Source organism: Rhodococcus sp. WWJCD1 (genome assembly GCF_002258735.1).
In the GTDB taxonomy this organism is placed as follows: domain Bacteria; phylum Actinomycetota; class Actinomycetes; order Mycobacteriales; family Mycobacteriaceae; genus Rhodococcoides.
Map to the genome: position 1 here is coordinate 117,622 of NZ_NOXY01000020.1, position 13,784 is coordinate 131,405.

A 13,784-nucleotide genomic window follows, 5' to 3' on the forward strand; every position below is an offset into this window, starting at 1 on the left:
GTGTTTACGGGCTCGGAAGCTCGGACGCGGCTAAATTCGTACCTCGTGACGGTTTTTGTGGTTGTGGCCATCGTGGTTGTCGTAGTCCTGTTGCTGGTCGGTTACGTCGCGAGCACGGTGCGTCGGCTGGGTCGGTACAGCGAGCAGACCGAGCAGAGTCTGCGGCTGGTCGACGTGGAGCTCGAGCGGCGGCACCAGCAATTGGTGCCGTTCATCGAGGCCGCAGACGCTTCCGGGTTGTCCGCCGATGCAGTGCGCCAGCTCGGCGGTGCTCGCTCGTGGTCCAGGGCCGTGCGTGATCGCGACCTGGGACCGTCGGCACAGGCGGCTGCCGAGAATGCGTTGTCCGCCGCCTTTCACGCCGTTCTCGCCGAGGCGGACGCGGGCCGGAACGTGTTGGGCAACTGGGCGTTTCAAGGGCCGGCCGGGGAGCTGGCCGTGACCGAACGCCGAATCGCGGGGGCGGTGCGGGTGTACAACGACACCGCCTACCGACTGTCGCAGGCGATCGGCACCTTCCCGTCGTCCATCGTCGCCAAGTCTCGTTCCCTGACGGCGCCCGAACCGTTCGTGGAGACGAGGGACGTACTCGACGAGCAGTTGTCGGACCAGGTCGCAGCGTAGGGGCGGAGCGGCCGGAGTGGCGAGCCGCCAGGAACGACCCGCTTTGTTGTGGGTAAGTTCGTAGCGACCTTCGAAGATCCGTGGTGCGACGAGAGGAACCCCGACATGGCCGAGAGTGCCGCGAATTCGGACCGGCAGGAACTGGCCGACTTGGTGAAAGAGCTTGCCGTGGTGCACGGGAAGGTCACGTTGTCCTCCGGCAAGGAAGCCGATTATTACGTGGATCTGCGTCGGGCGACGCTGCATCATCGGGCGGGCGCGTTGATCGGCTCGCTGATGCGTGACTTGGTTTCCGATTGGGATTTCGTGTCGGTCGGCGGGCTGACCATGGGCGCAGATCCGGTGGCGATGTCGATCATGCATGCCCAGGGTCGTCCGATCGACGCGTTCGTGGTACGCAAGGCTGCGAAGGCGCACGGCATGCAGCGTCAGATCGAGGGACCGGACATCGTCGGCAAACGCGTTCTGGTAGTGGAAGATACGACAACGACCGGTAACTCACCGCTCACTGCCGTCAAAGCTCTGCGGGACGCGGGCGCGACGGTCGTCGGGGTGGCCACGGTGGTGGACCGGGCGACCGGGGCGGACGAGGTCATTGCTGCAGAGGGGCTCGAATATCGATCCCTGCTCGGCTTGGCAGACCTCGGCCTGTAACCCCGGCCCGAATCGGCTTGCTAGCGAACCAATTGCGCGACGACCACAAAGTTGTCGTCGGTCGGTTCGCCGCCCTGGACGTCGCAGTTGGCCAGGATCAATCGTCCCGGTACCGAACGCCTGAGTTCGTTGTCGGCCAACAGGGATCCCTTCGGCAGGGGACCGACCGATTCGACGGCGTACTCCAGAGTGCCGCTTGCCGTACGCAGCACGACCGTGTCGCCAGGGGTCACCACCCGCAACGCCTTGAACGGAGCGTCCCGCTTCGAATAGTTGTGTCCGGCAACCACTACCGTCTGCTCGGTCGAGGTACCCGGCATGCCGCTCTCGGCCCACCAGGCCGGTAGTTCGTCCACTGGGTTCAGCACCTGGCCGCTCTCGCCGCCGCGGTAGAGCGGATCGGGGTGGATGGGGCTGCTCAGATAGGTGGTGCCGTCCGAAGATCGGAGCTCGATGTACTCGGGCTGGGCAGGAGCGACGTCGCCCGCAGGCGCAGCCACCGAAATCTGTGACTGCACCGGCGAGCGATCGGGTGCGGCGATCCCGACTTCGTCACTCGCACAACCGGATACGAGTAGAACGAAGGTCAGGATCGCCGTCCACAGCCAGCGGGTACTACGAGGTGGCATCGGAAGAGTTGCGGCGACGCAGGTAGAACGCTCCACCCGCTGCCGCTACTACGACCACGCCCACTCCGGCGAGAATCACCGGGGTGTTGGACGAGCTGTCCGATCCGCCCGACGCCTCGTTCGAGGAGTCGCCGAGTGCGAGATCGACCGGCGGCAGATCGCCGGCAACGCTGACGACACCGTTCTCGTCGGTGGTGAAGTAATCCGCGACGGTGAACGATCCGTCCTCGTTCTTGACCCCGACCAGCGAGACGCCGGTCTTGTCGACGACGACGGTGTTCTCGTCGACCTCGGTGACCGGAACATCTTCGCGGACAACACTTCCGAGGTTGATGGTCCAACTGAACTTCGGTCCGCTGGCGGCCAATTCGGCTGCTTCGGCCTTGAGGTCGGCCTCGGCCTTGGCCTTGGCGTCGGAGTTGGCCTTGGCCGTTGCTGCTGCGTCCTGAGCGACCTTCAGCTGTGCCGCGGCATCGGTGGCCTTGGCCTTCGCACTGGCTGCCGCGTCGGCCTTGAGCTGTGCCTCGGCCGCCGTAGTTGTCACGGCGGCCTCAGCGTCCAGCACTGCCTGCGCGGCCTTGTCTGCCTCGGCCTGCAACGCTGCGATGTCGGCACCGGACGGCGCTTCGTCGAGTGCTGCCTGAGCAGCTGCTGCCGCCGCGGCCTTCGCGTCCGAATCGACCTTCGCCGCATCGGCCTTGTCGCGAGCATCTGCCGCTGCCTTGCCTGCCTCGGTGTCTTCACCCGCAGCCGCATCGGCTGCGGCCTTCAGATTCACCGCGTTCTGCTCGGCCATTGCGGCCACTGCAGCGGCGCTCTGGGCCTCGATGTGCAGAGCCAGCGACTTCGCCGCCGTGGCGGCTGCGGCCTGCACCGCTGCCGTCACCTTGGCGAGGTTGAAATTCTTGAACGAATCCTGAACGGCCTGGACCGAGGCTTCGAGCGCCTTCGTCGACGCATCGGCCTCGACCTTGGCTTCGGCGGCAAGCTGGGCCTTTGCATCGGCATCGATGCGGGCTTCAGCCGCTGCCGCCGCAGCTTCGGGGTCGCCCGCTGCGGCCTTGGCTTCCAAATCTTTGGCCGTGGCTTCGGCGGTCGCTGCCGCGGTGGCTGCGCTGTCCGCGGCCGCTTTGGTCTCGTTTGCCTTGGTCTGCAGTTCGGCAGCAGTGTTCTTGGCTGTGGTGACTGCCGCACTGGCAGCCTGGCTCTGGACTTTCGCGGCAGCGGCAGCGGTCACGGCGGCCTTTGCCTTGACGTCGGCCTCGGCGGCAGCAACCTCGGCCTTGGTGGCGTCGGTGCTCGCTGCGGTGTTGTCGGCATTGGCCTTGTCGAGACGTACCTGGGCTGCGGCCGATGCTTCGGCGGCTACCTTGCTTGCCGCCTCGGCGTCGGCGATGGCCTTCTTCTCGGCGTCCGAGAGCTGCGGGATGATATCGAGACTGACCGTCGCGGTGCCGTCGTCGTTCATGACGATGCCGGGCACGATCTGTGGGAGCGGACGGATGTCGGAGGGGGCCGCGGGGGGTGGGACAGCTGCGGCTGCGGCTGCGGCTGCCGCCGCTGCATCCTCGGGGGTGACGGCCGGAGCGGGTGCTTGGATCTGCCCCTCGACCGAGGCTGTGCCCGATCCGTCGACGGTCGCACCCTCTTCGGCTGTGGGGGCTCCGGATTCGGTGCTGCCTTCGGTGGCCGGCTGCTCGACAGCGGAGCTTTCGGGGGTAGTCGGCTCCTGTGCACTGGCAATTCCCGGTGCGGCGATGGAGAGGGACAGTGCCATGGCGGCCCCGGCAGCGGCGAGGCGCGCCTTCTTGGACCTGGCGATCGACTTCTGCGACATGGAGATTGTGGCCCTTCGGTCAGTGGCAGCATCGTGCTGCGCGCACCCGTCCTCCCACGCGGAACGAGTGTTGTTGGTGAGTCACACGAACAACCGTGATGGGGGAACCGTAAACCAACCGTCCGGTCCAGCAAACAGAAAAGGGCTTTACCAGTGGTTTGGTTATAAAAGTGTTACGGATGAGGCTCATGTGACGAAAGGGGCCGCAGATACGACGCGACGGTCGAGATCCGTGATCTCGACCGTCGCGAAAAGGCTTTCGGATGAACGTAATTCAGTCGCCCACCGTCACAGCCCGGGCCTCGTCGATGCTGTGAGGTGCAGGTTCGTGGTCGTCGACGTGAGCGAGCACCTTGCGTCCGGTGGCAAGGACGACGATCGCCAGCGCGGTGCACGCGGCACCCACCCAGAACGGCACGTGCATGTTGGTCTCGCCCAGCTTGCCTGCCAGGTACGGCGCCGCTGCTCCGCCGGTGAAGCGAACGAAGCTGTAGGCAGCCGATGCCGTCGACCGCTCGACCGGTGCAGAGATCATGACCGTCTCGGTGATCAGGGTGTTGTTGACGCCGAGGAACAACCCGGCCACGACGGTGCCCACGATCAGGACCGTCTTGTTCTCGGTGAACATCGCCATGACGGTCAGGTCGACGGCGAACAGCAGGAGCGCGAGCATCATCATGTTCAGCGTTCCGAAGGCCCGCTGCAGCTTCGGTGCGATGAACACCGACGCCACGGCCAGGCACAGGCCCCAGCCGAAGAAGATGAATCCGATCGAGTAGGTGCCCATGTCCAGCGGGAACGGCGTGTAGGCCAGCAAGGTGAAGAAGCCGTAGTTGTAGAGCAGAGCAGTGATCCCGACGGTCAACAGTCCGCGGTGCCGAAGCGCGCGAAAAGGATCGAGGATCGACGTGGTGTGCGCGGGCTTGGGGGTGTCCGGGAGCATGACGATGAGCAGGATGAACGCGACGGCCATCAGTGCCGCGACGCCGAAGAACGGTCCACGCCAGCTGAATCCACCCAGGACGCCGCCGACGAGGGGACCGGTCGCGATGCCGATACCCAGCGCGGCCTCGTAGAGGATGATCGCGCGCGCGACTCCACCCGACGCGGCACCGACGATGGTCGACAGCGCCGTGGCGATGAAGAGCGCGTTGCCCAGTCCCCAGCCGGCGCGGAAGCCGATGATCTCGCCGACCGATCCGGACGTGCCGGCCAGCGCGGCGAAGACGACGATGATCGCCAGGCCCACCAGCAATGTCCGCTTCGGGCCGAAGCGGCTGGACACCACTCCGGTGATCAGCATCGCGACGCCGGTGACGAGCATGTAGCTGGTGAACAGCAGTGACACCTGGGACGGCGAGGCATCGAGTTGCTCACCGATGGGCTTGAGAATGGGATCGACGAGGCCGATGCCCATGAAGGCGATGACGCTGGCGAATGCGACTGCCCATACCGCGCGCGGCTGCTTCAGCAGGCTGTCGGGGGAGGTGCTGGTGGTCACGAAAGAGTTCCTCTCATTCCGTGATCGACGGGCTCGAGGATGCTACGAAGCTCGCCCAAGCCGTCGGTCAGTTTCTGGATCTGTTCTGGGTCGAGGTCGGACAGGTAGGGGACCAGTCCGTCGACGAGGTGACGTCGACCGTCGGCGAGCCAACGGTGGCCGGCCTCGGTCATCTCGACGAGCACGGCGCGCGAGTCGTCGGGGTCGGATCGTCTGGTGACGAGGTCGGCGTTGCTCAGCTTGGCGAGCAACGCCGTCGCCGATGGTTGGGAGCATCGATCCAGCTCGGCGAAGGTGCTGATGCGCAGTGGCTGATACTCCTCGAGCAACGACAGGGCCCGCATCCATGCTCGCGGCCATTCGTCGCTGCCGAACCGGGCGGCCAGTCGGACGAAGCGCGACGAACTGGTGACCAGCTGCGAGAGGAGGTCCCGGATGTCTTCGTCGGAGTGGCTCACCGATTTATTGTTACATACACTAACTATCTATCGCAACGCGGGGCTGACCCCGGGGATAACGGGGGAGCCAGGGGGGCGAGTCAGTGTCGGCTCAGGAGATCGGCGATGTCGCGATCCCACTCGGCATTCCGCCGACCGTCGTACCGGAAGCACATCACGTGGTAGAAGCCGATGAGAACTACCGCGACCAGCACCCAGCTACCGACTGCTTTGAAGATGGATGCGGCGACGACGTCCGCCGACGTCAGTGGTCGCAAGCTCAGGTTGCCGCTGTTGTCGACCCAGATCTCGGTGGTGGTGCCCGCCGGAGAACCGGTGTCGACGCTGACGCGCCCGGTGTGCTCGACGCCCCGATAGACCCAGCGCGAGTCGACGGCAGTGGCAGCGGCGGCCCCGGACGAGCCGAACTCGGTCGAGGCAACGGACGTCGTCTCCGCGGTTGCCGTAGTGGTTGCGGTGACCTGGTGGATCGAGCTGCTCTGATTCTCGAGGCGTTGTTGCTGATCGGCGTGGGCGCTCAGCCCGAGCCACAGCGACACCGGAATCATGACGATCAGCAACGCGGTGACCCAGTGCTTGATGCGGGCCTGACGGACGTCGCAGTCCCGGAGCAACGGGTTGGGGTAGCCGGAGAAGTCGGTGTGTGCCGAGCGGGCCTGCCCGGTGAGTTTACGGCGCATGATGGTCCCCACTACTTCGAAATGATTCCGACCGACTTTTCCACGATGACGAGCCGACCTGCGAGTATCAAGCAGGAGGGGTCAGCGTCACATGTGATGTCCGTTGTGATGGGCTCGGTGAAAGGAGTGGAATGACTGTCGACCGGGTGCGTCGTGCCCGCGGTGCTGCTCTGGTTGCCGGGGCCGTGACGGTGGTCGGAGCCTGGACCGGCTCGACGCCGTTGCAACGCATCGCCAAGCCGCTGATCGTGCCTGCGCTGGCGACCGGGCTCGATCCGGCTCGCGATCGAGTGCTGTTGGCCGGTCTCGCCGCGGCGACGGCGGGTGATGTTCTGTTGATCGATCCCGACGACGATTCCGCGCTGGAATGGGGCGCGCGTGCATTCGCGGTGATGCAAGGAAGTTATGCGTGTCTGCTTCTTCGCCGGGGTGCACGACCGGCACCGATCGACGCGATTCCGAGGTACGCCGGATGGGCGGCCGCGGCGGTACTGCTGGCCCGACGGCAGCCGGCGGTGGCGTCGACCCTGTCGGCGTACGGAGCGGTGCTGGCGACCACGTCGACGCTCTCTGCCGTTTCCCCGGCGCGCGGCGGCGATCGACGGCTGATGATCGGCGGCGCGCTGTTCACCGCATCCGATGCGCTGATCGTGTTCCGGCGACTGTTCCTGTCCGAGGAACGTCATCGCAGGACGGCGGAGGCGATCATCCTGTCGACGTACGTAACGGCGCAGGTGCTACTCGTCGAGGCTCTGCGGTCGGGGCAATAGCAGCACCCGTTCACGATGGGCCGGGTCGACGCGGACCGCGATCACCGTCCCCGGCTCGAACCGGGCGGTATCGGATTCTGGGATGTCGTAGACGATCTTGCCGAAGTAGCTGCTCGAGCCCGGCACGGTGAATTCCAGGTCCAGCTCGGCTGTGTCGTGGTCGATCCGGCGGATGGCATCCACCGTCGCCCAGCCTTCGACGCCGTGCTCGATCAGTTCCTTCTGCTCACGCGTCGGGCGGCCGGCGATCATCATCGCCAGTCCGAGAGCCGCGCCGAATCCGGCGACCAGGGCGGCGAGCTGGTACGGAAGCGTTCCGGGCGGCGTTCGAGGGTTCAGCCAGCCGATCCAGATCGCCAGCACGACCGCGTACACGACCGTCACGACGACGACGGCACGCACGATTCTCGTGTTGTTCACTTCGACACTCCTGGGCCGCCTGCAGCGGTGCTTCGATATTCGACGATAGGGGGTTACCGGTAAGTAGGGTTACATGTACGGTGTTCGATGTGACTCGACCAACTGTCTTCATCTCAGGCGCGGCAGCAGGTATCGGCCGCGCAACTGCTCTCAAGTTCGCGGCCGGTGGCTACCTCGTCGGTGCGTACGACATCGACGAGACCGGCTTGGCATCACTCGGCAAGGAAGCTGCCTCGCTCAGCGGCCGTGTAGTTACCGGCGTCTTGGATGTAACCAACTCCGACCAGTGGGAAACCCGGTTGAAGGAGTTCGTCGGGGAGGGCGACGGTCGACTCGACATTCTGATCAACAACGCCGGAATCCTTGCCGCGGGTGCCTTCGAGGACATGCCGCTGTCGGTGCATCGTCGTCAGATCGACATCAACGTCAACGGGGTCATCTACGGCACCCTCGCGGCCTTTCCCTACCTCAAGGACACCCCAGGCGCGCAGGTCGTCAACCTGTGCTCCGCGTCGGCCATCTACGGTCAGCCCGAGTTGGTGACCTACGGTGCGTCCAAGTTCGCGGTGCGCGGCATCACCGAGGCGTTGGATCTCGAGTGGAGCAAGTACGACATCTCGGTCAAGGCCATGTGGCCGCTGTTCGTCCAGACGGCGATGACCCAGGGCGTCTCGACGGGCACAACCAGTTCGTTGGGAATCAAGCTCACAGTGAAAGACGTGTCCGACGCGATCTTCGCCGCGACCCGTCCGGTGAAGCGGCGGTTGCACAAGGTGCATTTCCCGGTCGGCTTGCCGTCCAAGGCGCTCTCGCTCGGGTCACGCTTCTCGCCCGCATGGCTCACTCGTGAGGTCAACCGGCGCCTGAGCCACACCTAGGACTTCTCACCGAACGATGCCGGCGGCACGCCGGTATCGTCGGTCTTTCGAGCAATCGGTGTCGAAAGGTGGGTCGGGGTTTTTTCATGCTGAGCACGTGTGGTTCGAGCAAGTTGGGTTCGAGCAGGGCCGGGAGAATTCGTTCGGTGCGAGGTTGGCTGGTCGGGATCGGGGCGGCCACGGCCCTCGTTCTCTCCGGTTGCAGCGGTGAGTCGGCCGCTCAGCCCCCACCGCCGACGTCGACCACAACGCCTGCCCCGACGACGACCGCGCCCACCACCACCGTCGCTCCGGTGCCGACAACCGAGGTGCCGCTCCCTCCGCCTCCGCCGCCGGTCGAACCGCCGCCCACCGCCGAACCGCAGACGACGTACGCCGCCATCGGTGGTGCGTACTACTTCAGTTCTCCCGACGGTCTGTTCCAGTGCGGCATCGTGCCGTTGTCCAGCCGTACCGAGGCCGGGTGTCAGGGCACCACCAACCCGGTTCCGCCACGGCCTGACGATTGTATGATCAACTGGGGCAACGGAATTCGAGTCACCAACGAGGGTCCTGCGGCATTCATGTGCTCGGGCGGAGTGGTGTACACCTCGGGCGGGGAAACGATCGATCCACCGTTGGCTGTGGGCGCGACCATCGCGGAGGCCGGCTTCACCTGTACATCGGCCGAGAACGGCATCTCGTGCGTCGACGACGCAACCGGCCACGGATTCCGCATCGCACCGGACAGCAACGAAGTCTATTGAGCGGCGACAGCGCAACTCCGTCGGAGGACATCGGACCCACCGAGTGGGGCGACAACCCCAACGGCGTCGGCCCCTGGGCCGATTCCCACTCCGAACCGCCACCCGACGATCCGCGGTTGGATCCCGAGCTTCTCGCCGGTGGTGACCGTCGAAACGTCGTCGACGCCTACCGCTATTGGCGGCGCGAGGCCATCGTCGAAGACATCGACACTCGACGCCACTCGCTGCACGTCGCTATCGAGAACTTCACCAACGACGCGAACATCGGCACGGTGGTGCGCACTGCGAACGCCTTCGCCGCCCAGGCTGTGCACATCGTCGGGCGACGTCGATGGAATCGCCGCGGCGCCATGGTCACCGACCGCTACCAGCATCTCCATCACCACGATTCGGTGGAGGCGTTGATGGCGTTCGCCGCCGAGCAGGGCCTGGTGGTCGTCGCCGTCGACAACACCCCGGGATCGGTACCGATCGAGACGGCCGAGCTGCCGCGAGAGTGCCTGCTGCTGTTCGGCCAAGAGGGACCGGGCGTCACCGACGGAGCCCGCGAATCGTCGTCGATGACGGTATCGATCGCCCAGTTCGGCTCCACACGCAGCATCAATGCAGGTGTCGCCGCTGGGATCGCCATGCATGCATGGATTCGGCAGCATGCCGACCTCGACACTGCCTGGTAACAGCGCGCTGATCCGGGGCGGGATGTAACGAATCAGCAACGGTAGTGGCAGGATCTTCGATATGCAGGAGTTGTGGTCGCAGCGTGCGGACGCTGCGGAGGGGGCCGTGGTCGCGCGGCACATGCGTCGGCTGTGGGGGCTGCCGGGCACGACGCTCGGGGTCGTCGCCTGGCCTCCGGTCCGCCGTGAGCGGCTGTTCCTGCGTTGGCACTACTGGTGGCAGGCCCATCTGCTCGACTGCGCAGTCGACGCCGCAGATCGCGAACTCACTCCCAAGCGCCGTCGCAGACTGAACAAGATCACCCGAGCGCATCGCACCCGCAACATCAGCGGATGGACCAACAGCTACTACGACGACATGGCCTGGCTCGGGCTGGCACTCGAACGCGCGCAGCGGCAGCACTTCGTCGGCAATCGCGGTGGCATTCAGCAGATCGAGATGGAGCTGTTCGACGCCTGGGCTCCGGCCGAGGGTGGCGGCATTCCGTGGCGCAAGAAGGACGACTTCTACAACGCCCCGGCCAACGGTCCGGCCGCGATCATGCTCGCGCGTACCGGTCGACTGTGGCGTGCCCAGGAGATGTCGGACTGGATGAATCGGACTCTCCGGGACCCGCGAACCGGCTTGATCATCGACGGAGTGCACTCCACTCGCGCGATCGTCGACGCGGGTGAACAGGCCGAGCTGGAACGTGCGATCTACAGCTACTGTCAGGGAGTCACGCTCGGCCTCGAGACCGAACTCGCGGTCCGACTCGGCGAGCCCCGGCATGCGAAGCGAGTCCACACACTGGTCGACGCCGTGGAGAACCACCTGACCCGCAACCTCGTCATCACCGGCGGCGGCGGGGGAGACGGTGGACTGTTCAACTCCATCCTGGCGCGTTACCTGGCCGTGGTCGCGGTGGAGCTCCCCGGAGACTCCGACGCCGACGATCGTGCCCGCGAACTCGCCGCGGCAATCGTGCTGAACTCGGCCGAGGCCGCGTGGGAAAACCGACTCGAAGTGGAAGACAACCCGCTGTTCGGAGCCGACTGGACCCGCGAAGCGCGATTCCCGGGCCAGGGACTGCACATCGCCACCTTCGCCGAAGGCACCGTCCGACCGTCCGACGTACCCGAGCGAGATCTGTCGGTCCAACTCGGCGGCTGGATGCTGATGGAAGCGGCCTACCGCGTCAGCGCAGCAGGTTTTTAGGGCCTACTCGACGACCTCTTCGACCTCGATGGTCTCCTCGGGCCGTGCCATTTCCTTGCGGTATTGCCAGATTCCCAAGCCGGTTCCGACCACGAGCAGCACGATCATGCTGATGAGAACCGCGGGCAGCAGCCACGGGATCTTCTCCAGGAACGACCCGAAGTAGAAACCGATCAGCAACAGCACCGGTGCCCAGATGATCGCGCCGAGGGTGCTGGCGATGGTGTAGCGGCGGTGATCCATCTTCGCCGCGCCTGCGACGAGCGGGCACAGCGTGCGCACCCAAGGGATCCATCGTGCGACCAGCACCGCCCAGAATCCGTGCTTCTCGAGCAGGAGATTCACCTTGTGCAGGTTCTTGGTGTTGAGGTATTTGCCGTTCTTGCGAGCCACCAGCGTCGAGCCGGTTCGGTGGCCGATCATGTACCCCACCTGATTACCGGCAATGGCGGCAACCATCGCACCGACCGACAGTGCCCAGATGTGACCGGTGCCCGACGCGTGCGTCGCCATGACGATTCCTGCTGTGATCAGCATCGAGTCCCCGGGGAGGAACAGGCCGATGATGACGGCGCATTCGATGAACACGAAAGTCATCACGACGACCCAGACGACGAGGGGGCCCGCAGTCTGCAGTGGGCCGAAGCTACCGGCTGCTTGCGTGGACACGTCCTGCAGCGCCGTTGCGCTCAGAGCGGTGGTAATCGAATGCACAGGCTCGATCACTTTCGGAAGATCACTATCAGGACTTGGTGTCCGGGGCGTCGGCTTCGATCGCGTCGGTTGCCTCGCCGAGCGGAGTCTTACGGGCCTTGATCATTCGCTTGCCGACCTCGATCACGATGGGCAGTACGGAGACGGCCACGATGATCAGGAAGATGATGTCGACGTGCTCGCGGATGAACGCGATCTGCCCTAGTAGGTACCCCAACACCGTCACGCCCGCGCCCCAGAGGATGCCGCCGACGACGTTGTAGGTGAGGAACAACGAGTACTTCATGTGCGACGCACCGGCGACGACCGGCGCGAACGTCCGCACGATCGGAACGAAGCGCGCGAGGATGATGGTGATCGGACCGTGCTTCTCGAAGAACAGGTGCGACTCGTCGATGTATTTCTTCTTGAAGAATCGAGCGTCGTTGCTCTTGAAGAGAGCGGCACCGCCCTTGGTTCCGATGAGGAAGCCGACCTGGTCGCCGAGAATCGCCGCGATCGGAATGAGGATCACGAGCGTCCAGATCGATGCGAACGGCTCGATCTCGGTGGACTTCGACGCTGCGATCAACCCGGCCGTGAAGAGCAAGGAATCGCCGGGTAGCAGCGGGAACAGCAGGCCCGACTCGATGAACACCACCAGCAGGAGCCCGATGAGCACCCAGTGTCCGAAAGAGTTGAGCAGGTTCACCGGGTCGAGGAATCCGGGCAACAGGGCCAGATTGGTCGTCACCGATTCCGAGGCAGCTAGAAGACTCACCGCGCCCACACTACCGGCCGAAACTGGTAACTCCTGAACAGTCGGTGAGCGGAAGTGAAGCCTGCGGAATGACCGGGGTGATGCGGGTATGCACGACACCGAGCCCGGTAGTTGCCATACTGCACGGGACACAATCGAACTTTCAATGGAGGAATGACGCCGTGCCTATCGCAACTCCCGAGGTCTACGCCGAGATGCTGGGCCGGGCGAAGGAACACAAGTTCGCTTTTCCGGCAATCAACTGTGTGGGTTCCGAGTCCATCAACGCCGCTATCAAGGGCTTCGCCGACGCTGGTAGCGACGGCATCATCCAGTTCTCGACCGGTGGCGCCGAGTTCGGCTCCGGACTCGGTATCAAGGACATGGTCGTCGGCGCCGTGGCGCTCGCTGAGTTCGCGCACGTGATCGCCGCCAAGTACGACGTCACCATCGCTCTGCACACCGACCACTGCCCCAAGGACAAGCTGGACACGTACGTGCGTCCGCTGATCGCGATCTCGCAGGAACGCGTCGACGCAGGCAAGAACCCGCTGTTCCAGTCGCACATGTGGGACGGCTCGGCCATCCCGATCGACGAGAACCTCGAGATCGCCAAGGATCTGCTCGCCCGCGCTGCAGCAGCGAACATCATTCTCGAGGTCGAGATCGGTGTTGTCGGCGGCGAGGAGGACGGCGTCGAGGCCGAGATCAACGACAAGCTCTACACCTCGAACGAAGACTTCCTCAAGACCGTCGAGGCGCTCGGTGCAGGCGATGCGGGCTCGCGGTACCTGCTGGCGGCCACTTTCGGCAACGTGCACGGCGTGTACAAGCCGGGCAACGTCAAGCTCAAGCCTTCCGTGCTCGCCGACGGGCAGAAGGTCGCGACGGAGAAGCTCGGTCTGGCTTCGGGTTCCAAGCCGTTCGATTTCGTCTTCCACGGCGGATCGGGCTCGGCGAAGAGCGAGATCGAAGAGGCTCTCGAGTACGGCGTCGTGAAGATGAACGTCGACACCGACACCCAGTACGCGTTCAGCCGTCCCATCGCCGGACACTTCTTCTCCAACTACGACGGTGTGCTCAAGATCGACGGCGAGGTCGGCAACAAGAAGGCCTACGACCCGCGCAGCTACCTCAAGAAGGCCGAGGCCGGCATGACGGCCCGTGTCGTCGAGGCGTGCAACGACCTCAAGTCCGCCGGTCGCAGCGTGAGTGCCGGCTAGCCGGCAGTGGCGTGGATAAGTGCCCCCTGGGGCACA

General features: G+C 64.9%; 16 protein-coding genes. 8 read left to right on the forward strand and 8 right to left on the reverse strand.

All coding sequences use genetic code 11. The features are described 5' to 3' along the window. Positions 1-45 precede the first annotated feature (45 nt). Positions 46-624 carry a LemA family protein gene (locus tag CH286_RS12775; protein ID WP_032401525.1) on the forward strand — a complete coding sequence of 193 codons (579 nt, stop codon included), beginning with the start codon at positions 46-48 and terminating at the stop codon, positions 622-624. A 105-nt stretch (positions 625-729) separates the two neighbouring features. Beyond that, positions 730-1,278, forward strand: coding sequence for an orotate phosphoribosyltransferase (gene pyrE, locus CH286_RS12780; RefSeq protein WP_032401526.1), 549 nt, complete (start codon positions 730-732; stop codon positions 1,276-1,278). 20 nt (positions 1,279-1,298) lie between these two features. Here the strand turns inward: pyrE and CH286_RS12785 are convergent, their stop codons facing one another. The 5 genes from CH286_RS12785 to CH286_RS12805 all read right to left on the reverse strand — a co-directional run bounded on the left by CH286_RS12785 (position 1,299) and on the right by CH286_RS12805 (position 6,383). Next, entirely contained in the window at positions 1,299-1,907 is a 609-nt protein-coding gene (locus tag CH286_RS12785) for a class F sortase (RefSeq protein WP_037148961.1), read from the reverse strand. Then, on the reverse strand, positions 1,894-3,744 hold the full coding sequence (locus CH286_RS12790) for a hypothetical protein (RefSeq protein WP_094609393.1): 1,851 nt from the start codon (positions 3,742-3,744) through the stop codon (positions 1,894-1,896). The genes CH286_RS12785 and CH286_RS12790 overlap by 14 nt, the downstream gene beginning before the upstream one ends. Positions 3,745-4,018: 274 nt before the next feature. Then, positions 4,019-5,245, reverse strand: coding sequence for an MFS transporter (locus CH286_RS12795; protein ID WP_094609394.1), 1,227 nt, complete (start codon positions 5,243-5,245; stop codon positions 4,019-4,021). Further along, positions 5,242-5,703: a MarR family winged helix-turn-helix transcriptional regulator gene (locus tag CH286_RS12800; RefSeq protein ID WP_052058227.1), complete on the reverse strand. Its 462-nt coding sequence runs from the start codon at positions 5,701-5,703 to the stop codon at positions 5,242-5,244. Before CH286_RS12800 ends, CH286_RS12795 begins: the two co-directional genes overlap by 4 nt. A gap of 80 nt (positions 5,704-5,783) precedes the next feature. Then, positions 5,784-6,383, reverse strand: coding sequence for an Rv1733c family protein (locus CH286_RS12805; RefSeq protein WP_094609395.1), 600 nt, complete (start codon positions 6,381-6,383; stop codon positions 5,784-5,786). 131 nt (positions 6,384-6,514) lie between these two features. Between CH286_RS12805 and CH286_RS12810 the strand changes: the two genes are divergently transcribed. Continuing rightward, complete coding sequence (locus tag CH286_RS12810; protein WP_094609396.1) at positions 6,515-7,153, forward strand: lysoplasmalogenase family protein; 639 nt, start codon at positions 6,515-6,517, stop codon at positions 7,151-7,153. Here the strand turns inward: CH286_RS12810 and CH286_RS12815 are convergent. Next, a complete protein-coding gene (locus tag CH286_RS12815) occupies positions 7,121-7,573 on the reverse strand; it encodes a hypothetical protein (RefSeq protein ID WP_032380183.1) in 453 nt (150 codons plus the stop codon). The two genes, CH286_RS12810 and CH286_RS12815, sit on opposite strands and share 33 nt — an antisense overlap. A gap of 89 nt (positions 7,574-7,662) precedes the next feature. Between CH286_RS12815 and CH286_RS12820 the strand changes: the two genes are divergently transcribed. The 4 genes from CH286_RS12820 (at position 7,663) to CH286_RS12835 (ending at position 11,072) form a co-directional block, all read left to right on the forward strand. Next, positions 7,663-8,451, forward strand: a complete 789-nt coding sequence (locus CH286_RS12820) for an SDR family oxidoreductase (protein ID WP_032380733.1) — start codon at positions 7,663-7,665, stop codon at positions 8,449-8,451. Between the two features lie 158 nt (positions 8,452-8,609). Continuing rightward, a complete protein-coding gene (locus CH286_RS12825; protein WP_176458250.1) occupies positions 8,610-9,197 on the forward strand; it encodes a DUF6636 domain-containing protein in 588 nt (195 codons plus the stop codon). After that, positions 9,194-9,874 carry a TrmH family RNA methyltransferase gene (locus CH286_RS12830; RefSeq protein ID WP_032401532.1) on the forward strand — a complete coding sequence of 227 codons (681 nt, stop codon included), beginning with the start codon at positions 9,194-9,196 and terminating at the stop codon, positions 9,872-9,874. Before CH286_RS12825 ends, CH286_RS12830 begins: the two co-directional genes overlap by 4 nt. A gap of 61 nt (positions 9,875-9,935) precedes the next feature. Beyond that, entirely contained in the window at positions 9,936-11,072 is a 1,137-nt protein-coding gene (locus CH286_RS12835; RefSeq protein ID WP_032401533.1) for a glycoside hydrolase family 76 protein, read from the forward strand. 3 nt (positions 11,073-11,075) lie between these two features. Here CH286_RS12835 and CH286_RS12840 read toward each other — a convergent pair whose 3' ends face one another. Together CH286_RS12840 and CH286_RS12845 are read right to left on the reverse strand one after the other, a co-directional pair. Beyond that, complete coding sequence (locus CH286_RS12840) at positions 11,076-11,741, reverse strand: DedA family protein (RefSeq protein ID WP_032380735.1); 666 nt, start codon at positions 11,739-11,741, stop codon at positions 11,076-11,078. A gap of 73 nt (positions 11,742-11,814) precedes the next feature. Then, a complete protein-coding gene (locus CH286_RS12845) occupies positions 11,815-12,555 on the reverse strand; it encodes a VTT domain-containing protein (protein ID WP_371828239.1) in 741 nt (246 codons plus the stop codon). Between the two features lie 152 nt (positions 12,556-12,707). Here CH286_RS12845 and fbaA point away from each other — a divergent pair, with 152 nt between their 5' ends. Beyond that, entirely contained in the window at positions 12,708-13,748 is a 1,041-nt protein-coding gene (gene fbaA, locus CH286_RS12850; RefSeq protein WP_032380186.1) for a class II fructose-bisphosphate aldolase, read from the forward strand. Positions 13,749-13,784: the final 36 nt, after the last annotated feature.

Coding starts and splice junctions, on each gene's coding strand:
- pyrE (WP_032401526.1), top strand. CDS start 730: ATGGCCGAGAGTGCCGCGAATTCGGACCGGCAGGAACTGGCCGACTTG.
- CH286_RS12785 (WP_037148961.1), bottom strand. CDS start 1,907: ATGCCACCTCGTAGTACCCGCTGGCTGTGGACGGCGATCCTGACCTTC.
- CH286_RS12790 (WP_094609393.1), bottom strand. CDS start 3,744: ATGTCGCAGAAGTCGATCGCCAGGTCCAAGAAGGCGCGCCTCGCCGCT.
- CH286_RS12805 (WP_094609395.1), bottom strand. CDS start 6,383: ATGCGCCGTAAACTCACCGGGCAGGCCCGCTCGGCACACACCGACTTC.
- CH286_RS12810 (WP_094609396.1), top strand. CDS start 6,515: ATGACTGTCGACCGGGTGCGTCGTGCCCGCGGTGCTGCTCTGGTTGCC.
- CH286_RS12835 (WP_032401533.1), top strand. CDS start 9,936: ATGCAGGAGTTGTGGTCGCAGCGTGCGGACGCTGCGGAGGGGGCCGTG.